The organism is Collinsella sp. SGI.241, from assembly GCF_050312955.1.
GTDB lineage: Bacteria > Actinomycetota > Coriobacteriia > Coriobacteriales > Coriobacteriaceae > Collinsella.
Genome location: NZ_JBNPKM010000002.1, coordinates 120,850 through 145,766, shown reverse-complemented (window position 1 = coordinate 145,766; position 24,917 = coordinate 120,850). Strand labels below are relative to the sequence as shown.

At 60.2% G+C, this 24,917-nt stretch carries 22 protein-coding genes; 21 read left to right on the top strand and 1 reads right to left on the bottom strand.

What is annotated here, in order from left to right; translation table 11 throughout:
• The first annotated feature begins 76 nt into the window (after positions 1-76).
• The 9 genes from purD to ACQQ92_RS01525 all read left to right on the top strand — a co-directional run bounded on the left by purD (position 77) and on the right by ACQQ92_RS01525 (position 12,764).
• The gene (purD, locus tag ACQQ92_RS01565) at positions 77-1,381 is read left to right on the top strand and encodes a phosphoribosylamine--glycine ligase (protein WP_427729204.1); all 1,305 of its coding nucleotides are present in this window, start codon (positions 77-79) and stop codon (positions 1,379-1,381) included.
• A gap of 21 nt (positions 1,382-1,402) precedes the next feature.
• Positions 1,403-2,098 (top strand): NUDIX domain-containing protein, encoded by a 696-nt coding sequence (locus ACQQ92_RS01560; RefSeq protein ID WP_195838565.1) that lies wholly within the window; start codon positions 1,403-1,405, stop codon positions 2,096-2,098.
• A gap of 82 nt (positions 2,099-2,180) precedes the next feature.
• On the top strand, positions 2,181-3,950 hold the full coding sequence (locus ACQQ92_RS01555; RefSeq protein ID WP_427729202.1) for an ABC transporter ATP-binding protein: 1,770 nt from the start codon (positions 2,181-2,183) through the stop codon (positions 3,948-3,950).
• A 19-nt stretch (positions 3,951-3,969) separates the two neighbouring features.
• Complete coding sequence (locus ACQQ92_RS01550) at positions 3,970-4,935, top strand: hypothetical protein (protein WP_154516741.1); 966 nt, start codon at positions 3,970-3,972, stop codon at positions 4,933-4,935.
• Between the two features lie 411 nt (positions 4,936-5,346).
• The gene (carA, locus tag ACQQ92_RS01545; RefSeq protein WP_427795611.1) at positions 5,347-6,792 is read left to right on the top strand and encodes a glutamine-hydrolyzing carbamoyl-phosphate synthase small subunit; all 1,446 of its coding nucleotides are present in this window, start codon (positions 5,347-5,349) and stop codon (positions 6,790-6,792) included.
• Between the two features lies 1 nt (position 6,793).
• Positions 6,794-10,108, top strand: coding sequence for a carbamoyl-phosphate synthase large subunit (gene carB / locus ACQQ92_RS01540; protein WP_427795610.1), 3,315 nt, complete (start codon positions 6,794-6,796; stop codon positions 10,106-10,108).
• A 589-nt stretch (positions 10,109-10,697) separates the two neighbouring features.
• Complete coding sequence (gene purE / locus ACQQ92_RS01535; protein ID WP_373575402.1) at positions 10,698-11,162, top strand: 5-(carboxyamino)imidazole ribonucleotide mutase; 465 nt, start codon at positions 10,698-10,700, stop codon at positions 11,160-11,162.
• Between the two features lie 330 nt (positions 11,163-11,492).
• Entirely contained in the window at positions 11,493-12,209 is a 717-nt protein-coding gene (locus ACQQ92_RS01530) for a class B sortase (protein WP_427795609.1), read from the top strand.
• Between the two features lie 138 nt (positions 12,210-12,347).
• Positions 12,348-12,764 (top strand): molybdenum cofactor biosynthesis protein MoaE, encoded by a 417-nt coding sequence (locus tag ACQQ92_RS01525; protein ID WP_427795608.1) that lies wholly within the window; start codon positions 12,348-12,350, stop codon positions 12,762-12,764.
• Between the two features lie 106 nt (positions 12,765-12,870).
• Here the strand turns inward: ACQQ92_RS01525 and ACQQ92_RS01520 are convergent, their stop codons facing one another.
• Entirely contained in the window at positions 12,871-14,100 is a 1,230-nt protein-coding gene (locus tag ACQQ92_RS01520) for a putative ABC transporter permease (protein ID WP_427795607.1), read from the bottom strand.
• A 297-nt stretch (positions 14,101-14,397) separates the two neighbouring features.
• Here ACQQ92_RS01520 and purF point away from each other — a divergent pair, with 297 nt between their 5' ends.
• The 12 genes from purF (at position 14,398) to ACQQ92_RS01460 (ending at position 24,899) form a co-directional block, all read left to right on the top strand.
• Positions 14,398-16,068, top strand: a complete 1,671-nt coding sequence (purF, locus tag ACQQ92_RS01515; protein ID WP_427717962.1) for an amidophosphoribosyltransferase — start codon at positions 14,398-14,400, stop codon at positions 16,066-16,068.
• Positions 16,069-16,224: 156 nt separating this feature from the next.
• Positions 16,225-17,328 carry a phosphoribosylformylglycinamidine cyclo-ligase gene (purM, locus tag ACQQ92_RS01510; protein ID WP_427795606.1) on the top strand — a complete coding sequence of 368 codons (1,104 nt, stop codon included), beginning with the start codon at positions 16,225-16,227 and terminating at the stop codon, positions 17,326-17,328.
• Positions 17,318-18,025: a phosphoribosylglycinamide formyltransferase gene (purN, locus tag ACQQ92_RS01505; protein ID WP_427795605.1), complete on the top strand. Its 708-nt coding sequence runs from the start codon at positions 17,318-17,320 to the stop codon at positions 18,023-18,025. Before purM ends, purN begins: the two co-directional genes overlap by 11 nt.
• A 233-nt stretch (positions 18,026-18,258) precedes the next feature.
• The gene (locus tag ACQQ92_RS01500) at positions 18,259-18,603 is read left to right on the top strand and encodes a type II toxin-antitoxin system RelB/DinJ family antitoxin (protein ID WP_427795604.1); all 345 of its coding nucleotides are present in this window, start codon (positions 18,259-18,261) and stop codon (positions 18,601-18,603) included.
• Positions 18,600-19,067, top strand: a complete 468-nt coding sequence (locus ACQQ92_RS01495) for a PIN domain-containing protein (protein ID WP_427795603.1) — start codon at positions 18,600-18,602, stop codon at positions 19,065-19,067. Before ACQQ92_RS01500 ends, ACQQ92_RS01495 begins: the two co-directional genes overlap by 4 nt.
• Positions 19,068-19,132: 65 nt before the next feature.
• Positions 19,133-19,600: a PTS sugar transporter subunit IIA gene (locus ACQQ92_RS01490; protein WP_427793748.1), complete on the top strand. Its 468-nt coding sequence runs from the start codon at positions 19,133-19,135 to the stop codon at positions 19,598-19,600.
• Between the two features lie 179 nt (positions 19,601-19,779).
• Positions 19,780-21,003 carry a peptidylprolyl isomerase gene (locus ACQQ92_RS01485; protein ID WP_427795602.1) on the top strand — a complete coding sequence of 408 codons (1,224 nt, stop codon included), beginning with the start codon at positions 19,780-19,782 and terminating at the stop codon, positions 21,001-21,003.
• Positions 21,004-21,057: 54 nt separating this feature from the next.
• Complete coding sequence (locus ACQQ92_RS01480) at positions 21,058-21,501, top strand: GatB/YqeY domain-containing protein (protein ID WP_427717979.1); 444 nt, start codon at positions 21,058-21,060, stop codon at positions 21,499-21,501.
• A 368-nt stretch (positions 21,502-21,869) separates the two neighbouring features.
• Entirely contained in the window at positions 21,870-22,601 is a 732-nt protein-coding gene (locus tag ACQQ92_RS01475) for an amino acid ABC transporter ATP-binding protein (RefSeq protein ID WP_055251548.1), read from the top strand.
• An 8-nt stretch (positions 22,602-22,609) separates the two neighbouring features.
• Positions 22,610-23,485, top strand: a complete 876-nt coding sequence (locus ACQQ92_RS01470; RefSeq protein WP_427795601.1) for a transporter substrate-binding domain-containing protein — start codon at positions 22,610-22,612, stop codon at positions 23,483-23,485.
• Between the two features lie 25 nt (positions 23,486-23,510).
• Positions 23,511-24,257 (top strand): amino acid ABC transporter permease, encoded by a 747-nt coding sequence (locus ACQQ92_RS01465; RefSeq protein WP_427728857.1) that lies wholly within the window; start codon positions 23,511-23,513, stop codon positions 24,255-24,257.
• A 3-nt stretch (positions 24,258-24,260) separates the two neighbouring features.
• A complete protein-coding gene (locus ACQQ92_RS01460; protein ID WP_055285379.1) occupies positions 24,261-24,899 on the top strand; it encodes an amino acid ABC transporter permease in 639 nt (212 codons plus the stop codon).
• The last annotated feature ends 18 nt before the right edge of the window (positions 24,900-24,917 follow it).

Here is a 24,917-nt window from a genome sequence, read left to right as displayed (position 1 = left end):
CGGGCGGCCGAGGGGTATATTTGCTTGTAATGGGCCCGCATGGTTGACGGGCCGTTAATCCATAGAGGAGGCACCCTTGAAGGCGGACACTCAAACCATCGACATCCTGTTGTTGGGCAGCGGCGGCCGCGAGCATGCTTTGGCAGCCAAGCTCGCGGCATCACCGCGCGCCGGCAAGCTCTACATCGCCCCGGGCAACGGCGGCACCGCGAGCTGCGGCGAGAACGTGGTTCTCGACGATTGCGATCCTGCTGCCGTGGCGGCGTTTGCACAGAGCCACGGATGCGGACTCGTGGTGATTGGCCCCGAGGCTCCGCTCGTGGCGGGCGTGGCCGACGCCGTGCGCGCGGCGGGTATTCCCTGCTTTGGCCCGGGTGCCGAGGGCGCTCAGATGGAGGGCTCTAAGCTGTTCTCCAAGCAGCTTATGGAGCGCGCGGGCATTCCGACGGCCGCCTACGGCTCGTTTACCGACGAGGCTTCGGCTCTCGCCTATGTGCGCGAGCAGGGCGCTCCGCTGGTCGTGAAGGCCGACGGTCTTGCCGCGGGCAAGGGCGTTATTGTGGCAACCGAGCTTTCGCAGGCCGAAGAGGCCGTGCGCGAGTGCTTTGGCGGCACCTTTGGCGATGCCGGCAACACCGTGGTGATCGAGGAGATGCTCGTTGGCCCCGAGTGCTCGCTGCTGGCCTTTACCGACGGCAAGACCGTGCGCCCCATGGCCACCTCGCAGGACCACAAGCGCGCGCTTGAGGGCGACCTTGGTCCCAACACGGGCGGCATGGGCGTCTACAGCCCGGTGCCCATCGTGACCGACGAGGAGCACGCCACCATGGTGAAGGTCATGGAGCAGACCGTGGCCGAGCTCGCCGCCGAGGGCATCGATTACCGTGGCTGCCTGTACGGCGGCTTTATGCTTACCCCCGCCGGCCCCAAGGTGCTGGAGTTTAACGCCCGCTTTGGCGACCCCGAGACGCAGGTCGTGCTGCCGCGCCTTAAGAACGACTTGGTCGAGGTCATGCTTGCCTGCGCCAACTGCGAGCTTGACCAGATTGAGCTCGATTGGCGTGACGAGTGGGCGGTGGCCGTTGTCCTGACGAGCGCGGGCTATCCCGGCAGCTACGAGAAGGGCAAGATCATCACCGGTATCGAGGATGCCGAGGCCATGGAGAACGTGACCGTGTATCACGCCGGCACCGCCGTGGTGGACGGCCAGCTCGTGACCAACGGCGGCCGCGTGCTCGCCGTGACCGCGCTGGGCGACACGTTCGAGAACGCTCGCAACCTTGCCTACGAGGCTTGCGAAAAGATCGATTTTGAGGGCAAGACCCTGCGTCACGACATTGGCCTGCGCGCGCTGCGCGGCCGCGACGCCTGGGATGCCTAAAATCCGAGAGGAATGAGACGGATGGACGAGAAGAACGAAGAGCTCGTGGACGCGCAAATCGTCGAAGAGGACAGCCGCATGTATGGGCACGCCGAGGGCGAGCCTGGTGGCGAGGTCGCTGACGAGCCGGCGCTGGTGCTGGGCGACGACGACCCGCACGATGCCGAGCTGCACGAGAAGATTCTTTCGGAGGAGTGCGCCTGGAAGGGCAAGATCCTCGACGTCCACCGTCTTGAGGTTGAGCTGCCCAACGGTCACCGCAGCGCCCGCGATATCGTTCGCCATCCGGGTGCGGCAGCCGTTGTGGCGCTGACCGAGAGCGGCAAGATCGTACTGGTGCGTCAGTACCGCACCGCCATCGACCGCGTGACGGTTGAGATTCCCGCCGGCAAGCTCGATCCAGGCGAGGACCCGCTCGATTGTGCCAGGCGCGAGCTGCATGAGGAGACGGGCTTTAAGGCCGGGCGCATTCGCTTTTTAACGTCTATTGTCACGACCTGCGGTTTTTGCGACGAGATTATTCACATCTACCTGGCCACCAAGCTCGAGTTCGATGCGCCCAACCCCGACGATGACGAGTTTGTCAACGTTGACCTGGTGCCGCTGCACGAGCTGATCGATGCCGTGCTCGACGGCAAGATCGAGGATGCCAAGACCGTCGTGGGCGCACTTGCCTGCGACAGCATCGCGCACCGCCTTGGTGGTTCTGAGCTGTAACGAGTGGGGATAGCCCTGGGACAAGTACTACTGATTGCTTTGTCCCAGGGTCTTATGTTGCTGATATTTCTTTGAGGATCACATGCTGAAGCGTTTTCTGTCTTACTACAAGCCCCAGATGGGGCTTTTTGTTGCCGATACCATTTGCGCCCTGGTGCTCGCCGCCATTGACCTGGCGTTTCCCATTATCCTGCGCAATCTGTGCGGCGGGCTGTTTACCCAGGGCCAGACTGCCATTATGCAGGCGCTCGGTATGATCGCGGTGGGACTGGTGCTGATGTATGCCACCCGCTGCGCCTGCCGCTACTTTGTGAGCTATTGGGGCCACGTGATGGGCGCGCGCATGGAGTCCAAGATGCGCGAGGACTTGTTCGATCAGTACGAGCGTTTTAGCTTTGCGTACTTTGATCGCAACAGCTCGGGTGACATGATGAGCCGCGTGGTCAACGACCTGTTCGATATCTGCGAGGCGGCGCACCACGTGCCCGAATGGATCATTATTTGCGGTATCGAGATCATTGGCTCGTTTGTGATTCTGTTTACCATTGCGCCTGTGCTCGCGCTCGCCATGGCCGTGGTGACGGCGGTGTTCGCGGTCATTATGTTTTGGCAGAATATGCGCATGCGCGAGGTCTTTAGCGATAACCGCAAAAAGATCAGCGGCATCAATGCGCAGCTGCAGGATTCGCTGGCGGGTATGCGTGTGGTCAAAAGCTTTGCCAATGAGCAGACCGAACGCTCTAAGTTCCGTGCCTCTAACGATCGCTACCTTTCGTCCAAGGAAAACATGTATCACGCCATGGGCGTCTACACCGCGACGTATGGTCTGCTCTCGGGCGTGCTCTATGTAATCGTGGTGCTGCTGGGCGGTTGGCTCGTTGCCCAAGGCCAGCTGCAGGCGGTCGATATGGCAACCTTCGCGCTCTACATTTCGCTGTTCTGCACGCCGCTTGAGACGCTCGTCAATTCGGCCGAGACGTATCAGAAAGCCATCGCCGGCTTTAAGCGCATGGACGAGGTGCTCTCGACTGTTCCCGATATTCAGGATAAGCCGGGTGCTGCGGATCTGCAGGTGACGGCCGGCGCTGTTGAGTATCGCGACGTGTGCTTTAGCTACGAGGATGTCGAGCTGGGCGCGGGCGACGGGACGCGTCCCGTTATCGACCATATGGATCTGTCCATTAAGCCCGGTCAAACCATCGCTTTGGTTGGTCCCTCGGGCGGCGGCAAATCAACGACTTGTTCGCTGTTGCCGCGCTTTTACGACGTTGCCGCCGGCTCCATTAGCATTGACGGCCAGGATGTGCGCGACGTGACGCAGCGTAGCCTGCGCCGATCCATCGGCCTGGTGCAGCAAGATGTCTATCTGTTCGACGGAACGATTGGCGAGAACATCGCCTATGGCAAGCCGGGCGCCACGGCAGAAGAAATCGCCGAGGCGGCCCATCGCGCCAACATCGATGCTTTTATCGAGTCGCTTCCGCAGGGCTACGACACCGTGGTGGGCGAGCGCGGCAGCCGTCTTTCTGGTGGTCAAAAGCAGCGCGTCGCCATCGCGCGCGTGTTTCTCAAAAATCCCAAGATCCTTATTTTGGATGAGGCGACCAGTGCTCTGGATAACGAGAGCGAGGAGGCGGTGCAGGAGTCGCTCGAGCGCTTGGCGCGTGGCCGCACCACGATCATCATCGCTCACCGTCTCTCGACCATTAAGCATGCCGACGAGATTGCGACCGTTGAGCATGGTCGCGTTGTGGAACGTGGCACGCACGAGGAGCTTCTCGCCCGTGGCGGCACTTATGCCCGTTACTATCGAATGCAGTTCGAAGGTGCGCGTGCGCACGAGCTCGACTGATTGATATGACAGGAAGGTTATGGCTGATAAGAACCATCTGACTCCGGAAGAAGTGACGGAGTTATTCTCCGAAATCGATGCATCCGGCGTCTTGGATCCTACACTCGCCAAAAAGCGTACCGAGCGCATGCGCGAGAAAGAGTCTGCCGTCAAACGCGGTGACAAGGCGACACTGGCGCGGCTGCGCAGCGAGGATCGCGCGAGCCAGGCAAAACATATCGACCCGCTGTCCGAGGACGATCCTTCGGGTTCGCAGGTGAGCCATACCATTACGAAAACTGCCATGGCCGTGGTTATCGGCATCCTGGTGCTGATTGTGGGCATGCAGATCGGCTACGGCGTGATGCGACGCCTGAACACCGCGAACCTCTCCGAGAGCGTTTCGGTGGATACCGTTTCGACCGCGCTCAAAGGTGGACTTGAATGGGGCAACGGCTTTACGCAGTTCCCGCTCGATTTTACCGTCGACGAGGCCGACGAGGGTACGGGCACGGTTGAGGTGACGGTGCTGGACACGTCTTCTGCCAATGAACTCGAGTTGCTGTCCAACGGTCAGATTCAGGCGGCGGCGCTCGCAACCAATGCCCTGCTCAACGACAAGATTGACCGTGTGGTGTATAACGTCCACGCCTATATCGACGAGGACAGCAGGATTCAGCATGATTCCTTCTTTGGCATGTTTCCCGCCCAGGGCCACCAGAGTGCCATCATGACGTTCGTCTGGACCAAGAGCTCTTCCAACGCCACCAATATCGACTGGAAGATGCGTATCGTGAGCATGGATGACACCATTGCCGAGCGTATTCAGAAACAGGTGAACTCGGTATCGTCGCTCATCGAGGACCCGGCGGTGAGCCAGACTAAGATTGACGAGGAAAAGGCCGAACGTGACCTGGAGCACCGCCTGCACGGCCGCGAGATTTTCCGTGGCGGCAAGCTTGGCCGCACCCCGTCCGAATTACTTGAGCAGGACAAGCAAAAGTAGTCCGCAGCCACATAGAACGATGACATCCCGCGTGAGCCGCAAGCCCACGCGGGACGATTTTTCTGGGACGGGGATTAAAAAATCATTCTGTCATGTATGCGGTTGGCGAGTAGTCAATTTGGGACGGGGCTATTTTAGCTGCCCCGGCTGGTGGCACGACGGTTAGGTTGATTGACGGACGGGGCAGCTAAAATAGCCCCGTCCCAAATTGACTACTCAGCGACAAAGCTCTGCTTTCAGAATGATTTTTTAATCCCCGTCCCAGAAAAATCATTATGCATAAGAAGTCATAATTATAATTTTGTAAACAATTCTATGTAATTAACGCCATACGGCATACTTACGGTTAGAATACCGCGAGGCCTAACTACACACCTTTAAGCCGGTCCCGAGAGACCGGGAAGGAGAACTATGGCGAACAACCATATTGCGGGCGCTGCTGCCCGCACCATCGCGCCCAGCGAACTGTGCCAGCGCATGCTGGCCAAAACCAGCAAGGGTGCTTGCGGTCCCTGCATCCTGTACCTTGAGGATGGGACCATTTTTTATGGCCGTGCATGTGGTGCCGAGGGCACCGCGACCGGCGAAGTCTGCTTCAATACCTCACTCGAGGGTTACTTTGAGGTTATGACCGACCCGAGCTATGCTGGCCAGATCGTTACCATGACCTATCCGCAGATTGGCAACTATGGCATCGACGAGACCGATGTCCAGTCCGCCTTCCCCGGCGATGACGTACGCCCTGCGAGTGCTCCCGCCATGCGCGGCATGATCGTGCGCGACATGTGTGCCACGCCTTCTAACTGGCGCTCGGCCGTCAGCGTGCCGGAGTACCTGCGCGCACACGGCATCGTCGCTATCGAGGGCGTCGACACCCGAGCCCTGGTGCGCCACCTGCGCGACAATGGCTCCAAGATGGGCATTATCTCGACTGAGGTCCTCGACATCGACGAGCTTGCCGAGCGCTTGGCCTCTGCTCCCACGCTGGTGGGGGAGAACCTGGTCAAGACCGTGAGCTGCCCTGCACCCCATCCGTTCGCCGGAAGCGATCTGCCTGCCGAGCATGGCTTTGCGCTTGCGGCCCCCGCTCCCGCCCGCCACAACGTGGTCGCGTACGACTGCGGTGTCAAGCGTGGCATCCTGGAGGGTCTGGTCCGTGCTGGCTGCGACCTCACCGTCGTGCCGTGGGATACACCCGCGCGTCAGGTACTCGACATGAATCCCGATGGCGTCTTTTTGTCCAACGGTCCCGGCGACCCCGATGCCGTGGTAGAGACCTACGAGCAGGTGCAGCAGCTGATCGGCAAGGTGCCCGTCTTTGGCATTTGCCTGGGGCACCAGATGATCAGCTTGGCATGCGGCGCCCAGATGGAAAAACTCAAATTCGGTCACCGTGGCGGTAACCAGCCGGTTATGAACCTGGTCAGCCGCCGCGTGGAAATTACCGCGCAAAACCATGGCTTTGGCCTGCTGTTCCCCAGCTTGGGCAGGCTTGTCCCCGAACTTTCGGGCGGCGAGACCGATCATGCGGCCGACGGCGATCTGCGCGTCTGGGTGCGCCGTGGTATCGCGCCCGTCGTGATGAACGAGCGCTTTGGCCGCATTCGCCTGACGCACGTGAACCTCAACGACGGCACCGCCGAGGGCATTCAGCTGCTCGACGCCCCGTGCTTCTCGGTCCAGTACCACCCCGAGGCCTCGCCCGGCCCCACCGATGCCCACTATCTCTTTACCGCCTTTACGCGACTCATGGACGGCGAGGAGAACTACCTGGACATCGATACCGCGAAGGACCGCCTGGCTGGCTGGAACTTTGCCGACAATGGTTCCGCCACGACCGAGACCGAGGAGAACTAACATGCCTAAACGTACTGACATCAAGCGCATCCTCGTCATTGGCTCGGGCCCCATCGTCATTGGCCAGGCCTGCGAGTTCGATTACTCCGGCGCCCAGGCCTGCAAGGTGCTCAAGGAGGATGGCTTTGAGGTCATCCTGGTCAACTCCAACCCGGCGACCATCATGACCGACCCGGGCCTGGCCGACCGCACCTATGTCGAGCCCATCACCGCCGAATTTATCGAGCGCGTGATCAAGAAGGAGCGCCCGGACGCGCTGCTGCCCACGCTGGGCGGCCAGACCGGTCTGAACGCCGCCGTCGAGCTGGCAAAGGACGGCACGCTCGACCGGTACGGCGTCGAGATGATCGGCTGCGACCTTGCCGCCATCGAGCGCGGCGAGGACCGCAAGCTCTTTAACGAGGCCATGGCCGAGATCGGCCTGGAGGTCGCGCGCTCGGGCTATGCCTACAGCGTGGCCGACGCCGAGGCCATCGCCGAGCGCGTGGGATATCCCTGCGTGCTGCGCCCGAGCTTTACCCTGGGCGGCGCCGGCGGCGGCATCGCGCACACCCACGAGGAGCTCGTCTCCATCGTGAGCCAGGGCCTTGAGCTCTCGCCCGCCCACGAGGTGCTGGTCGAGGAGTCCATCGAGGGTTGGAAAGAGTACGAGATGGAGGTCATGCGCGACCACGCCGGCAACGGCATCATCGTGTGCTCCATCGAGAACCTCGACCCCATGGGCGTGCATACCGGCGACTCCATCACCGTGGCGCCGGCGCAGACCCTCTCCGACCTTGAGTATCAGCGCATGCGTGTCGCCTCGCTCGCCATTCTGGAGAAGATCGGCGTCGAGACCGGTGGCTCCAACGTGCAGTTTGCCGTGAACCCGCAGACCGGTCGCCTGATCGTCATCGAGATGAACCCGCGCGTGAGCCGTTCGTCCGCACTGGCCTCCAAGGCCACGGGCTTCCCCATCGCCAAGGCCGCCGCTCGCCTGGCCGTGGGCTACACGCTCGACGAGATCGTCAACGACATCACCAAAGCCACGCCTGCCTGCTTTGAGCCCACGATCGACTACTGTGTGGTCAAGGTGCCGCGCTTTGCCTTTGAGAAGTTCAAGGGTACCGACCCCACGCTCACAACGCGCATGAAAGCCGTGGGCGAGATCATGGCGATCGGCCGCACCTTTGAGGAGGCCTTTGGCAAGGCCATGCGCTCGCTGGAGGACGGGCATCAGGGCATTTGCGCTGGTGGCAAGGAAGGTGCCGATAAGCTGAGCGACGACGAGCTCGCTCAGGCCGTGGGCACCCCGACTGAGCACCGCATCTTCTTTGTGGTCGAGGCTCTGCGTCGTGGCTGGGATGTCGCGCGCATCCACGCCATCTGCGGCATCGATCCGTGGTATCTCAACCGTATCAACGATATGGTGCAGGTCCAGGAGAGCATTCGCGGCCTGCGCGTGGAGGACATCGACGCCGACGCGATGCGCCTGCTCAAGCAGTATGGCACGAGCGATGCCGAGATTGCCGCGCTGACCGGCTCGGACGAGCGCTTTGTTCGCGCTTACCGTAAGGGTCTGGGCGTGGTTCCCAGCATGAAGACGGTCGACACCTGCGCTGCTGAGTTCTCGAGTGCCACGGAGTATCACTACAAGACCTACGAAAACATCTACCGCACGAGCCCGGTCGCCAAGAAGTGCGTTGCCCCCGACGAGACCACGCCGGCAGATAAGCCCAAGGCGATGATTCTGGGTGCCGGCCCCAACCGTATCGGCCAGGGTATCGAGTTTGACTACTGCTGCGTGCACGCGAGCTATGCGCTGGCGGCCCGTGGCTTCGAGACCATCATGGTCAACTGCAACCCCGAGACCGTCTCGACCGACTACGACACGTCCGATCGTCTGTACTTTGAGCCGCTCACCTACGAGGACGTCATGGACGTTATCGATGTTGAGCGCCCCGACGGCGTCGTGGTGACGCTCGGCGGCCAGACCCCGCTTAAGCTGGCGCGCATGCTCGAGGAGAGCGGCGTGAACATCATGGGTACCACGCCCGATGCCATCGATTTTGCCGAGGACCGCGAGCGCTTTGCCGCCCTGCTCGACAAGCTGGGCATTATGTACCCGCCGGCGGGTCAGGCCACCTCGTTTGAGGAGGCCGAGGCCGTGGCTGCGCATATCGGCTACCCGCTGCTGGTTCGTCCGAGCTATGTGTTGGGCGGCCGCGGTATGATGATCGCCTACGATGCCGAGCATCTGCACGATTGCATGGCCGAGGCTGCGCGCATTAGCCCCGACTACCCGGTGTACCTCGACCGCTTCCTGGAGGGCGCGATCGAGTCCGATGTCGATGCCCTGTGCGACGGCGAGGAAGTCTACATCGGCGGTATTCTGGAGCATATCGAGGAGGCCGGTATCCACTCCGGTGACTCCGCGACTTGCATTCCGCCGTTTAGCTTTAGCGAGAGTCTGCAGGCGAAGCTCCGCGAGACCACGCGCCGCATTGCGATGGCGCTGGGAGTTCGCGGCCTGGTCAATGTGCAGTATGCCATCAAGGGCGAGACCGTCTACGTGATCGAGGCCAACCCGCGTGCCAGCCGTACCGTGCCGTTTATCTCCAAGGCCACCGGCGTGCCGCTGGCCAAGTGCGCGGCGCGCATCATGGCGGGCGATTCCATCGCGAGCCTGGGCCTGCCGAGCGACGAGCGCCAGCTGGACTGCTTCTGCATGAAGGAAGCCGTTATGCCCTGGGGTCGTTTCCCGGGAGCCGACGTTATCCTGGGGCCCGAGATGAAGTCGACGGGCGAGGTCATGGGCATTGCCAAGAGCTATCCCGAGGCATATGCCAAGACGCAGCTGGCTATTGACTACAAGCTGCCTGATCCCAGCAGCGGCAAGGTATTCATTAGCGTGTGCGACCGCGACAAGCGTCACATCCTTTCGGTCGCGCGCATCCTGCGCTATCTGGGCTTTGACATCTGCTCTACCGAGGGTACGGCGCGCGTGCTGCGTGGAGGCAACGTGACGTGCGAGGTCGTGGAAAAGATCAGCGGCCCGCACGACGGCGAACGTCCCAACATCGGTGACCTTATCGCCGATGGCAAGATCGCGGTGATCATCAATACGCCGTACGGCCCGGGCTCGCGCGGCGACGGCTATCTGTTGCGCACCGAGGCGGTGCGCCGCGGCGTGACCTGCGTGACGGCGATGTCTGCCGCCAACACCTACGTGAGTGCTATCGAGGCGGTGCGCGAGGACCAGCAGGGCCACGGCAGCGCCAACGACATGGGCATGGACGTCATCGCCCTGCAGGACCTGCCGCAGTACACGGTGTAATGTGACCTGGTCGGCCGGGGCGGGAGGGGCCGAGATTTCCCCCTTTCGCTCCGGCTGCAAGCAGAGTCGCTCAGGAGGAAACTCGGCCCCTCCCGCCCCGGCCTGCGGTGACTTTGCTGCACCGTGTGCTGCAGAAGGGGCTTTGCGCGATGACTGGGGCTGAATAAAATTGAGTGTGGGCGCCGTCGTTCATTCGAACGACGGCGCCCACGTTATGTAGGAGGGACTTTCAGCCTCGTCAACCTCCCATTCCAAACCAAATCAGCCAACGTACGTCATGGCAATATCCGGTAGGTCCCCGGGTGCCCCGCGGCGGGCTGGGTTATTTAGCTGAGCGACTTTGCGAAGCAAGGGAAGCTCATTATTTCAGCCAACGTACGTCATGGCAATTCCCGGTAGGTCGAAGGTGCTCTGCGGCGGCCCGGTGTTTTCATCTGAACGACTTTGCGTAGCAACCGGAGTGAAGATGAAAACACCGGGCCGCCGCAGAGCACCAACAGACCGCAGGGACGGGAGCGGCTATACTACTCTCAGTAGTTAAGGGTCGCGGATTGGCCGCGTCACCGCTCTCAACAGGAGGTCTTTATTTATGGCAGATCAGAAGCCGGTTGTCGGGATCATCATGGGCTCCAAGTCCGATCTGGGCGTTATGGAAGGCTGCACCGCCGAGCTCGAGGCGCTGGGCGTGCCCTATGAGCTCGTGATCGCAAGCGCGCACCGCACGCCGGCGAAGGTTCACGAGTGGGCTTCGACTGCTGCCGATCGCGGTATCAAGGTGATTATCGCCGCCGCCGGCAAGGCCGCTCACTTGGGCGGTGTCGTGGCTGCCTTTACGCCGCTGCCGGTTATCGGTGTTCCTATGAAGACGAGTGACCTGGGCGGCATGGATTCGCTGTTGTCGATGGTGCAAATGCCTTCGGGCGTGCCCGTAGCCTGTGTTGCCATCAACGGCGCCAAGAACGCCGCTATCTACGCCACACAGATTCTGGGCGCTTGCGACCCCGAGTATCGTACGGTCATTGAGAAAATGAAACAGGAGATGGCTGACGCGTAAGATCGCCACCATTCCTTTTGTGCCATAAGGAGAGTTATGTCCGACTATCAGGGAAAACGTTTTAGGTCCTCTCAAATCCCCGACCCTTCAAAGCCCGCTGACAGTCGTGCGCCTCAGCAGGGTCGGGCATCCTCTCCCCAGCATGCCCGTGCCCCACGCCCCGTGGTGCCGACAGGGCAGCGCCGCCAGCGCCAGAATACGCCTGCCGCATACCGTCCTTCGGCGTATAGCACGGCGAAATCGCCGCAGCGTACTACGCCACCGGCCCATAAGGACTCGGCGGGACATGTCCAACAGCCGCGCAAAAAACGTCGGTCGATTTTCCCTATCTTGCTCATCATTGTCGGAATCGGATTGATTGTTGCCGCAGCGGCTATCTACATCAATGCGCAAATTGGCTACAAACAGGCAAGCGACTCGTATGCAAAGATCGAGAAACAATATGTGAGCGATAAGGATGGCAGCGGCATCCCCGTCGTTGATTTTGATGCCCTTGCGCAGACGAACCCCGAGATTGTCGGCTGGATTTACGTTCCGGATACTACTATCAATTATCCGGTGGTTCAGGCCAACAATAACTCCAAGTACCTCAACACGTTGTTTGACGGTACATCCAACGCTTCCGGTGCAATTTTCCTGGACTGCGACGATACGGCCCCCGGTATGGTGGACCAGCAGACCACGATCTATGGCCATCATATGAACGACGGCTCGATGTTCAACATTATTTCGGACACAACCGACCAGGCAAAGTTCGATAGCATCGAGTATGTGTACTACATTACGCGCGACGGTACGTATAAACTCAAGCCGCTCGTGACCAAGATTGTCGAGGATACGTATAACAAAGCGCGCACACCGAGCTTCGATGGCGAAGACGGTCTAAAGAACTATCTTTCCGAAATGCTGGATGGAGCATCGGCGAAGGCCTATGATGCGAGTGATCGTGCGTCTTCGGCAACCAAGGCCGTAACGCTCATCACCTGCCGCTCCCTTTCCTTTAGCGATACGCGTGCCGTGATGGTGCTCACGCCGGTTGAAGAATAAATTGCCCGAGGGTGGCTAATTTGGGACGGGGATCTTTTAGTCGCTCTCATTCTGTTTGACAGAGAATCTGGCTGGTAATCGAAGGGTAGCTATAAGGAACCCCGCCCCAAGGCTACTCGACGACAATAAGGGGAAATGATGCTTGAGAATGGCAAGATGATGCCTTCGGTCGATGTCTGGCTGCGCGAGGCCAAGGCCGACGCCTCGGCACCGGCGTGCGGTATGTACCTGACGCATAACGGCGTGGTGCGCGCAACGCCCAAGTCTGAGGCCCGTGGTGTCAAGACCGATGGCGTGGCGCCGGGTCATAAAGTAAGCGGCATGGTGTTTGGCTACGACGCCGACAAGGTACGGTCTGCCATCGAAGCGACGCGTGCGATGCCTGGCATCGGCTATGTGCGCGTATGGCTGGCGAGCGGTGAGCTTGCCGTGGGCGATGACATCATGCTTGTACTTATTGGAGGGGATATCCGCCCGCATGTGGTCGATGCGCTGCAGTCGCTCGTCGGCACCATCAAGAACGAGTGCGTGAGCGAGGTCGAGCGCGAGGCGTAAGGCCTCGTCGGCAATCCGAGTCTGTCTATAGCGAAAGCCCGCCGGCAGTTCATGTAGATCTGCCAGCGGGCTTTGGTGTGTTGGGGCTGTTTTGTGCCGGCGCTCGCTACACGCGTGTGGCGTCCTTGGGGCTCATGGTCATGCTCTGGAAGCGATTTTCCATATACTCGTCATCGAAGTACTTTCCGTAGAACTGCGCAACGGGAATATCGCTGGCCGTGCCGTTGACACGCTGGTACCAGTAGTCGAGCGATTGCAGCGTCATGACGCCGTCGACCAGCATGATGATGGTAAAGATGACGGTGGCTGAGTAGCGACTCTTCCAGGGAATCATGTTAATGAGCTTGAGCAATCTGGGCAGCAGCAGCTTGATCCAGATGAGTCCGCCCAGACCCCACAGGCAGGCGAAGCCCGTGCAAGTGCGACCGCCCGTAAGCACGGCGAGCGGATCGGGCATGCCAAAGAGCTTCATATGCGAGTAGCTCCACGAGACCACACCGAACGAGGTCTGCATAAACCAGCCCACAAAGACCTCAAAGCTTGCGCCAAGCAGGGCGCTCACCAAAAAGATAATGATGGGGTTCTTTTTGTAGAAGCGGTTGAGCACCATGGTCATGAGTACGGCGCCAAATCCGTAGATGGGGCTGAAGGGGCCAAATAGCATGCCGGCGCGGTTCTGGTAGACGCCTGGATCGTCGACCGTCATGTGCCAGATGTCCTCCAGGATCAGGCCGAGCACGCAGCAGACAAAGAATACCCAGAACAGGTTGAAGTAGTTGAGCTTAATGTAGCCCTCGCCGGTCTCATCGCGGCCGAGCATGCCCTCGGCGGCGGCGTCGCGATCGAGCATCTCCTGCAGGCGGCGCTGCAGTTCGCGCTCCTGACGAAGCGTGGGGTCAACAGTGGCCGAAAGCGCGACGAGGATGCCGAGCTGGATGGCGGGGCGCAGCAAGAACGGCCCGATACCCTGGAGCATCACGTCGACCAAAAGCTCAATGACGGTAAGTGCGATAAGGATATAGGACAGGCGCGCGGCGTTGCGGCGCTGGTTCTTGATGAGGTCCAGGCCAAAGATGATCAAGATGACCGCGCTCGCCGCCGAGAGCATGATGCCGGCGACGATAAGGCCGACCGCGACGAGCGTGTTGTCGCCGAGCTTGGCGGCGGCGTTGCCGTTGATGAGCGCGGTGATGACCTGCCACATAAAAGCGCCGACCGAAGGGAGCGTGCCTACGCCGGACAGGATGCACAGGACGGCGTACACCTTAATGATGAGGGGAATCTTCTTGACCTCCGTGGCGCTGGGGACGCTGGGGTCGAGTTCGTTTCGATCCATACGGAACCTTTCTCGTTTTGTTGTAGGTTACAAGGATACGCCGCCGACCTGCTTAAAGACAGGACGAATGGCCCAATTGCAGCAATGTAAGCCCTAACGGTGGGCGAGACGCGTCGCGACGGAAACATACGGGACCGTTGGCCCCGAGGGCGGGTTGCCCGATAAAATGTTTGGCCGCAAAACGGATTATAAGCTCGGTGGGCTTTTAAAAACCGCTGTTCATGCGCGGGAGTGCTTGTCTTGCCGTGCGTATAATAGGGCAGGTAACGCCAAATAACGAGGCTCTGAGGGGATGCCATGTCTCAAGAAACCATCCGCGCGGCCGAGCGTGCTACAGGACGGGTGACGACCATGTCGACGTACGATCCGGACTCCGACCAGCTGCATGAGGAATGCGGCATCTTTGGTGTGTGGGCACCCGATCGCGACGTGGCTCGACTGACGTACTTTGGTCTGCGTGCGCTGCAGCATCGCGGCCAGGAATCGGCGGGAATCGCCGTGGGCGATGGCGGCACGGTTATGGTTCGCAAAGACCTGGGACTGCTCGATCGCGTGTTCTCCAACGCCGACCTGTCGACGCTCTCCGGCCAGTTGGCTGTGGGCCACGTGCGCTATGGTACCGCCGGCGCCAAGAGCTGGGAAGCCTCGCAGCCGCATCTTTCCACCATCAACAGCGTCATCATCGCGCTTGCGCACAACGGCACCCTGGTTAACACTGACGAGCTGCGCCGCCAGCTGATCGAGCTCGGCGTGCCGTTCCTCTCCAATTCGGATTCCGAGGTCGCGACCAAGCTCATTGGCTACTTTACCCAGCGTACGGGCCACCTGCGCGAGGGCATTCGCAAGACCATGGAGCTCGTGCGCGGCGGCTACGCCATGACGCTCATCAACGAGCAGGCACTCTACGCTTTCCGCGACCCACATGGCATTCGTCCGCTGGTGCTGGGCAAGCTCGTGGACGAGGGCCTGGACCAGGCCGACGCCGCATCCGTTTCGCAGCTACCGTCGCAAGACGACGCCGCGACGGTCGACGCTGCCGCTCATGTCACGCGCGCTGGCGGCTGGGTCGTTGCCTCCGAGACATGTGCACTCGATATCGTGGGCGCCGAGTATGTCCGTGATGTCCGTCCCGGCGAGATCTTGCGCATCAGTGCCGAGGGCCTGGTATCCGAGCAGGGTGTGCCCGCTGCCGAAGAGCCCGCTAACTGCATCTTTGAGCAGGTCTACTTTGCCCGCCCCGACTCCATCATGAACGGCAAGAGCGTCTACGCCTGCCGTTACGACATGGGTCGTCAGCTGGCACACGAGGAGCCCGTCGATGCCGACCTGGTCATCGGCGTGCCCGACTCCGGTCTGCCGCCTGCGGAGGGTTATTCGCGCGAGAGCGGCATTCCCTTTGGCGAGGGCCTCATCAAGAATCGCTATGTGGGCCGTACGTTTATCGAGCCCACGCAGGAGCTGCGTGCCATGGGCGTGCGCATGAAGCTCAACCCACTGCGCGACAATATCGAGGGCAAGCGCCTGGTCGTCATCGACGACTCCATCGTTCGCGGCACCACCATGGTGCAGCTCGTCAAGATGCTGCGCAACGCCGGCGCCAAGGAGATTCACATCCGCATCAACTCGCCCGAGGTCATCTGGCCGTGCTTCTACGGCATCGATACCGACGTGCAGTCGCAGCTCATCAGCGCTAACAAGACGGTCGATGAGATCTGCGAGTACATCGGCGCCGATTCGCTGGCCTTCCTTTCGGTCGAGGGCCTGCTGAAGGTCATGCCCAAGGGCGGCTACTGCGATGCGTGCTTTACCGGCCGTTATCCCGTGGCGATTCCCGAGAGCTTTGGCCGCGACAAGTTTATGGAGGGCTTTAAGCCCCGCAACCTGGATAAGCCGCTGCACTTTGGCGACGACGCCGTGGTCGAGAAATACGATGACCGCAGCTGGGAAGAGAAGCACGGCGAGGCCTAAAACCTGCCATTTAGGGACAGGTTTATTTTGGCAGGTTTTATCTGCTGTTTTGTTGATATGACGGCGCGCACCGCTGCGGTGTGCGCCGATATGAACGCAACTATGAGCACTGTTTGGCGTCTGTGTGTCAAACAGTAGTGGGAGAGGAAGGCTCAGATGAGCGACAGCAAGCATGTGACGTATGAGGATGCCGGCGTCGATACCGCCGAGGGCGGCCGCGCCGTCGACGCTATTAAGCAAATGGTTAAGGATACCAACCGTCCCGAGGTTATCGGTGGCATCGGTGGCTTTGGTGGCCTGTTCTCGGCCGCCGCACTTAAGGATATGGAAGACCCGATCCTGATCAGCGGCACCGACGGCGTGGGCACCAAGCTCGTCCTCGCCCAGATTATGGACCGTCACGAGACGGTGGGCCAGGACCTGGTTGCCATGTGCGTCAACGACATTTTGGCTTCGGGCGCCGAGCCGCTCTTCTTTTTGGACTATGTTGCCATCGGCCACATCGAGGCCGAGCACATGGCAAAGATCATCAAGGGCGTGGCAGACGGCTGCAAGCTCGCGGGCTGCGCGCTCGTGGGCGGCGAGATGGCCGAGCACCCGGGCGTCATGGCTCCCGCCGACTACGACCTCGCCGGCTTTACCGTGGGTGTCGTCGACCGTTCCAAGATGCTCGACCCCGCCAACGTCCGCCCCGGCGACGTGATTCTGGGCCTTCCCTCCACCGGCGTGCACTCCAACGGCTACTCGCTCGTGCGTAAGGTCATCGGCGTTGACGGCATCAAGCCGGGTACGCCCGAGGCCGCCGCTAAGGCCGAGGAGCTGAGCCGTCCGCTCGAGGAGCTCGGCGGCGCATCACTGGCAGACGCTCTGCTGGCCCCCACGCGCATCTACGTCAAGCCGATTCTTGAGCTGCTCCGCGGCGGCGCTCCGGTGCACGCCATCGCCCATATCACCGGCGGTGGCATCACCGAGAACCTTAACCGTGCGTTGGCCGACGACGTCGACGCCGTGGTCACCCGCAATGGCGCCGAGATGGGCTGGGACATTCCGCCCGTCATCGCCTATGTTTCGCACCAGGCCGAGCTTACGCCCAACGAGGCATGCAAGACCTTCAACATGGGCGTCGGCCTGTGCCTGATTGTCGCTCCCGAAGATGAGGCCGCGGTAACCGATGCCCTGGTCGCGCTGGGCGAGAAGCCGTTCCGCGTGGGCGAATGCGTCGAGGGCTCCGGTAAGGTCGTGTACTCCGATGAGCGCTAACGAGCAGACGGCTGCCGCCGAGGGCCTGGGTTTTGCGCCCTATACCCGTCCGACCGGCACCGATACCACCGAGCCGCTCAAGATCGGCGTGCTCATCAGCGGTTCGGGCACCAACCTACAGGCGTTGATCGACCTGATCGCCGCCGGCAAGCTCAATGCTTCGATCGAGCTCGTGGTGTCGAGCCGTCCTTCGGCCAAGGGCCTGCAGCGTGCAGAGCGTGCGGGTATCCAGACGCTGACGCTCTCCAAGGATGTCTACGCCGACCCTATCGCCGCCGACGAGATTATTGCGCACGAGCTTCTCGAGCGCGGCTGCGAGTATGTGGTCATGGCTGGCTACATGCGCATGGTGCATACGCCGCTGCTGGCGGCGTTCCCCAACCGCGTTGTCAATCTGCATCCGGCGCTGCTGCCGAGCTTTACCGGTGCGCATGCGATCGACGATGCCTTTACGCGCGGCGTCAAGGTGACCGGTGTGACTGTGCATTTTGCCAACGAGATCTACGACAACGGTCCCATCATCGCCCAGCGCGCGCTGGCTGTTGAGGAAGGTTGGGATGTCGACACGCTCGAGGAGCACATCCATGCGATCGAGCACGTGCTGTATCCCGAAGTCGTGCAGATGCTCGCTGACGGCCGCGTCCACGTGTTGGAGAGCGGCAAGGTGGCGATTGACCCGGCGCGCCATCGTGCGTAAAAGGATTCGCTTGGTTTTCCTTGCGACGTAAACTATCAAAAAGCTGATTGGGGCACATGGAATCGCATGTGCCCCAATCAGCTTAATATCTCTTTGATTTTGGGCTCTGGATAACGTGACGGGCACCATTCCCATTCCAAGAAATCCGATAGGGCCTCGTCCGCGTGTGGGTGGGGCCCTTTTGCGTGGCCTTTTATGTTTGCTATACTGCTAGCAAGTAGAGAGGAGCCGCTATGGGTGCAGCAACGGTGCAGCTCAACACACGAATCGATCCTATGCTCAAGGCTGGTGGCGATGCGGTCCTGACACGCAATGGATTGGGGCCGAGCGATGCCGTTCGTGCACTTTGGGCCTATCTTGTCGAGCATCAAGCGTTGCCGGGATTTATGGTGACGGATAAGCGCGAGGCACCCCGCGCGGAGAGCCTGGCTGAGCAGGGGTGTGGCCTAGCTTTTTCATCGCTGGGGCTAAGTGCTTCGGATTTTGCGCCAGTTGGATCATCTGCGGAAGACTGGGATGCCGTACGAGATGATATGTATGACACGATGATTGCCGATATTGAGGCGAATTGTCGATGATCGAGGCAAAGCGTCTCTTGGTAGATACGAACGTTTGGCTCGATTATTACCTGCAAGAGGGGGCGTTCGACGAAGCGAAGAGATTAGTTGAACTGGCCGAGGCGGAAAAGATTGATCTTCTGTACGCGCCCACGACGGCAAAGGATGTGTTCTATATCCTGCCTCGGCGTCTAGCCCGGCGGAATGCGAATGGGATTAACGTTTCGTTTGCCTCGGCGTCATGGGCCTGCATCGAGCACATGATGCAGGTGGCAACTGCCTCTCCGCTTTCGGTGGCAGAGTGCGAGATGGCGCGCATGCTTGGCAAGCGCATGCCGGATCTCGAAGACAACCTCATCATCGCTTCGGGCGAGACGGCAGATGTTGACTACGTGGTCACGAGCGACCGGCGCATGCTGGAGGCGATGCCCGAGGTGTGCTTGACGCCTGCCCGCGCACTCGAGATGATTGGGATCCTCGGCTAACCTTGCCTGTCTGGTTTCGCTATCATATGGGGCATTGTGAACCTCATGCAACTTTGGAGGACGGTATGGCGGATAACGCAGAGATGCTATTCGCGCCTGAGCTGGTGTTTTTTGATTGGGAGTGCGCGACGCCGGATGAGGTGTTTGCGCGGCTCGAGGGCGAGCTCGCTCCGCGCGGCTACATTGCGTCCGGTTGGCTCGATGCCGTCCGTACGCGCGAGGACATCTATCCCACGGGCCTCGCTATGCCGGCGGCCAATATTGCCATCCCGCATACCGATCCGGGGTTTGTGGCTAAGCCCTATATCGCGGTGATGAAGCCCTCCGCGCCCGTGACGTTCAATGCTATGGCGGGCATGGGTGCCCCCGTGCCGGCGCAGATCATCATCAATCTGGGTATTGCCGAGCCGGGCGGCCAGGTCGAGGCCCTGCAAGCGCTCATGAATATCTTTATGGATGCCGACGCCGCAGCCGACGTGCTCGGTCAGACTTCGTCCCAGGGCATGGTCGACGCCATCCGCCGCCACTTCTAGGGCCGGCATTTGGGGACTGTCCCTAACTGCCGGCAGAAAAGGAACGTCCCTAGCTGTCGGAGCTGTCCCCTTTGCACCAAAATGGTGCAGATTGACCTGTCTCCCATGCACCAGGTGTGCCGCGGGGCTGCGTTGTGACACAATGACGTTTGTTCGATTCGTGATGCGAAAGGCCAACTATGGCAAACAAGAAAAAGAACCCAGAGGCCGCACCGACGCCCGAGCAACGGTCCCGCGCTGCCTCCAGCTCTCGCAAGAAGCAGCGCAAGACCTATGTGTCCAAGACCGTCAAGATCGTCCTGGTGGTTATCGGCGTGCTGGCGATGCTGCTTTCCGTCTCGGCGATGGCGTGCTCCGGTTTGATGTCGCAGACCGAGAACAATAACTCGGGTTACAAACTGACCGGCGGTGTGGCTGCTACTATCAACGGCACCAACCTCACCGAGGACACCGTAACCAAGCAGATCATGAGCATGCGCACGTCTTACGGCTATACCAAGGACAAGGATTGGGCGCAGTACCTGGTCAATAACGACCTGACGCCCAAGAAGTACCGCAAACAGCTCATCGATTCCTATACGCAGCAGATTCTGCTCCAGCAGGCGCAGAAGGAGAACGGCGTGACGGTTTCGGACGAGGAAGTAGAGAAGGCTTGGAAGGACGCCTGCAAGAGCGCGGGCGGCGCCAAGACCTTTAAGGAGACCCTTAAGACCTACGGCTATACCGAGGACACCTACAAGGACTCGCTCAAGGAGAGCCTGGCGCAGCAGAAACTTAAGGATGCCGTTGCTCCCACCAGCAAGCCCAAGGACAGCGAGATTGTCGATTACATTAACGAGAACCTGTCTAACTACAACGATGCCCGCCGCTCGTCGAACATCCTGATCAAGGTTGATTCCGACGCTTCCGACGAGGACAAGGCCGCCGCCAAGGCCAAGGCGCAGGAGTGCCTGGATAAGATCAACTCCGGCGAGCTGAGCTTTGAGGATGCCGTGAAGCAGTATTCCGACGACACCGGTTCCAAGGAGAAGAAGGGTGACGTGGGCTGGGATAAGCTCACCACCTTTGTCGACAGCTACCAGACGGCGCTCGAGGGCCTTAACAAGGGCGATGTGAGCGACGTGGTCGAGTCGACGTATGGCTACCACATCATCAAGTGCACCGACTACTTCCATGTCGATGGCCAGGTCGATGACATCAATCAGGTGCCCAAGGCTATTAAGAAGTACGTTTCCAATGTGGTGAAGACCCAGGCATCGGGCACGGCATACAACGAGTGGCTGGAGAAGTACACGAAGGATGCCGACATTACCGTCAACCCCATGCCCAAGGACGTGCCCTATAACGTGAGCCTGAAGGGCGTCACCAAGAGCTCGACCGACGATTCGTCGACGACTGAGTAATCAAGGGGCGGTGCTCGTGCGAGTGCCGCCCACACTATTGAGGAGGATTTGCAGATGACCAACGAAGAGCTGCAGCAGGAAATGATTGCCGCCATGAAGGCCAAGGACAAGGTTCGCCTGTCTATCATTCGCCAGGTCAAGGCCGAGGTTAAGAACATCGAGGTCAACGAGCGCCGCGACGTGACCGAGGAAGACGTCAACAGCATGATCAAGCGTCTGATTAAGCAGACAAGCGAGACGTTGGAGATGTCCATCAAGGCCGGTACCGATCAAGATCGTACCGACAACCTGACCGAGCAGGTCAAGATTCTGGAGAGCCTGCTGCCCGCCCAGGTTTCGGGTGAGGAGCTCGAGGCGCTGATCGAGCAGGTCATCGCCGAGCTGGGCGCCACATCCAAGAAGCAGATGGGCCAGGTTATGGGGGCGCTCGGCAAGGCCACCGGCGGCAACTTCGATAAGCCGGCCGCGGCAAAGATCGTCGGCGGCAAACTCGTGTAATTTGTTACGCGGTTTTACCAAACCGCGTAACGGCTTGACGCTGCAAACCCGTACACGCGGCAATCTGACGTTCAATTTCAAGGGCGCGACCATGAGGTCTGCGCCCTTTCATTTCACGTCACCTTGCTCGCGTGTACGGGTTTTCGCTGACTTATGCTCAACAAGGGCGGTTGTATTATTTTCGGTTCTTGAGGGGTATGGCCGTCATGGTCGCGCCCCTTTTTGGTGGGCTGGGTACTCATTTAAGTCTGTCCCCAATGAGTGGGTTAAAGGTTGCGGGTTCTTTACGGGAATGTAGTGTGGGCTGCGGAAACGTGGTTCTTTCCGTAAAATAGAGCAATTCGTGTAAGCGCAGGGAAGGGATATTCATGGCAGACATGATCGAGATCAAGCATCTCAACAAGTACTTTGGCGACCTGCATGTGCTCAAAGATATCAACCTCACCGTCAAGCGCGGCGAGAAGCTCGTAATGATCGGGCCTTCCGGCTCGGGCAAGTCCACGCTCATCCGTTGCGTCGATTATCTGGAGGAGCCCACGTCGGGCGAGGTCATCATCGACGGTACGCCGCTCACCAAGAAGAATCATCTGGAGATGGCTCGCAAGTACAGCTCCATGGTGTTTCAGCAGTTCAACCTATATCCCAACATGACGGTGCTGGGCAACCTGACGCTCGCGCCCATCAAGCTGCAAAAGAAGAGTAAGGAGGAGGCGACCGAGATCGCCATCGCCGCGCTCAAGCGCGTCGGCATGGCGCATAAGGCCGGCGAGTATCCGCAGAACCTCTCGGGCGGTCAGCAGCAGCGCATCGCCATTGCCCGTGCCCTGTGCACCAAGCAGCCCATCATCCTGTTTGACGAGCCGACCTCGGCGCTCGACCCCGAGATGGTCCAGGAAGTCCTGGACGTTATGATTGAGCTCGCGCAGGAGGATATCACCATGATCTGCGTGACGCACGAGATGGGCTTTGCGCGCCAGGTGGCCGACCGCGTCATCTTTATGGAGGACGGCCGCATCCTAGAGGAGGGCACACCCGAGCACTTCTTCGATAACCCCGAGAACCCGCGCTGCCGCGAGTTTTTGTCCAAGATTCTGCACTAGGCGCGGTGATGGACATGACGGATATGACGAGGGCGGCCGTGTCGCGCCGCCACTTTTTGCAGCTGGCGGGCGCCGGTATGCTCGCGCTGACGGGGACCGCGCTTACCGGTTGCGACAACTCCACCGGCGGCGAGGGCTCCGACAAGGGGTCTAAGCTTGCGGCCATCAAGTCGCGTGGCCATCTGAATGCCGGCGTTAAGAAGGACGTTCCTGGCTACGGCTATTACGACACCGCCAAGGGCCGCTTTGAGGGCATGGAGGTCGATTTGTGCTACCAGATCGCCGCTGCCGTCTTTGGCGTGAGCTACAAGGAGGCCCGTGCCCAGGAGCTTGTCGAGTTTACCGACGTAACGCCCAAGACGCGCGGCCCACTGATCGATAACGGCCAGCTCGACGTGGTCGCGGCGACCTACACCATCACCGACGAGCGCAAGAAGAGCTGGGATTTCTCGACGCCGTACCGCACCGACTACGTGGGACTCATGGTCAAGAAGCGTTCGGGCTTTACCTCGATTGAGGACCTGGACGGCAAGGTCATTGGCGTGAGCCAGGGTGCCACCACGCAGGGCCTGATCGAGCAGATGATCAAGGACAACGGCTTTAGCTGCGAGCCCGAGTTTAGGGCCTTTAGCGGCTACCCCATCATTAAGAGTTCGCTCGATGCCGGCAATATCGACGTCTTTGCCATGGACCGCTCCACGCTGGCCGGTTACATGAACGAGACCGTCGAGCTGCTGCAACCCGAGGTCAAGTTTGGCGAGCAGGGCTACGGCGTGGCGACCAAGAAGGGCTGTGATCTTTCGGCCGTGGTCGATCAGGTGATATGCGATCGCCTGGCCGACGGCTGGCTCGACCAAGAGGTTAAGACCTGGGGTCTTGTATAGGCGCATCGTCCAAGGAAGGAATCAAATGCTCGAAGGATTGTTTGACGCCGACCGCTGGTCGACGACATTCCAAAACATGGGGCCCTTCTGGGAGGGCTTTGGCGTGACGCTGCAGGTGGTCGTTGCCGGTCTGCTGCTGTCGCTGGTGCTGGGCACGCTGCTGGGCGTGTTCTCTACCACTCGTTCTCGCGTTCTGCGCGCCATAAGCCGCGTGTACGTGGAGTTTTACCAGAACACCCCGCTGCCCGTGCAGGTGCTCTTTATGTACATGGCCGGTCCGCAGTTTTTGCAGGCCATAACCGGTGCCGACCAGCCGGTGCGTATCGCGCCGTTTGTGCTGGGCTTCTTGGGCGTGGGCCTGTATCACGCTGCCTACATTTCGGAGGTCATCCGTACCGGTATCGAGGCCGTTCCGCGTGGCCAGATGGAGGCGGCCCAGAGCCAGGGCTTCACCCGTGCGCAGGCATACTGCTACATCGTGCTGCCCCAGACGTTCAAGATCATTCTGCCGCCGCTGTGTAACCAGGCACTCAACCTGGTCAAAAACACGTCGGTGCTAGCGCTTGTGGCCGGCGGCGACCTTATGTACCGTTCCGACAACTTTGTGAGTCTGTACGGTTACCTGCAGGGATACATCGTCTGCTGCCTTATGTATTTCATCATCTGCTTTCCGCTCGCCATGCTGGTGCAGTGGCTCGAGCGCCGCTCCAAGGAGCGCCCGCGCGGCATGAGCCTGGCCGAGCTGGGGCTCGACAACGTAGAGGAGGCCTAGCGCATGGAAATCTTCAACGCGACCAACCTGCTCTACATTTGGGGCGGCTTTGTTAAGACGATCGAGATCTCGGCGCTGTCGATCTTTTTCTCGCTCATCTTTGGCACGGTGCTGGCGCTCGTTAAAAGCTACGCGCCCCGTCCATTCCGTATTTTGGTGAGCGCCTATATCGAGCTGTTCCGCTGCACGCCAAACTTGCTGTGGATCCTGTTTATCTACTTTACGGTGCAGGGTTTGGACATTGTGATTTCGACCATCGCCTTTACGCTGTTTACCAGCGCCGTTATGGCCGAGATTGTGCGCGGCGGCCTCAACTCGATTCCGCGCGGCCAGTTTGAGGCGGCGCAGAGCCAGGGCTTTGGCTTCTTTGCCACCATGCGCTACATCATTCTGCCGCAGACGTTTAAGACGATCATTCCGGCGCTGTTTAGCCAGTGCACGACCGTCATCAAGGACAGCTCGTATCTTTCGGGCATTAACGTGGCCGAGCTCATGTACACGGCAAACGTCGTGATGGCCCACGCGATCGACCTGTCGCAGGTGCTTATGCTCTACGGCCTGGTGTTTGCGATGTACTTTGTGCTCAACTTTGGTATCTCGCTGCTGGTGAGGGCATATCAACGTCGCATTGTGGCCGCATAGTCCTGCTTCCCCAAGCAC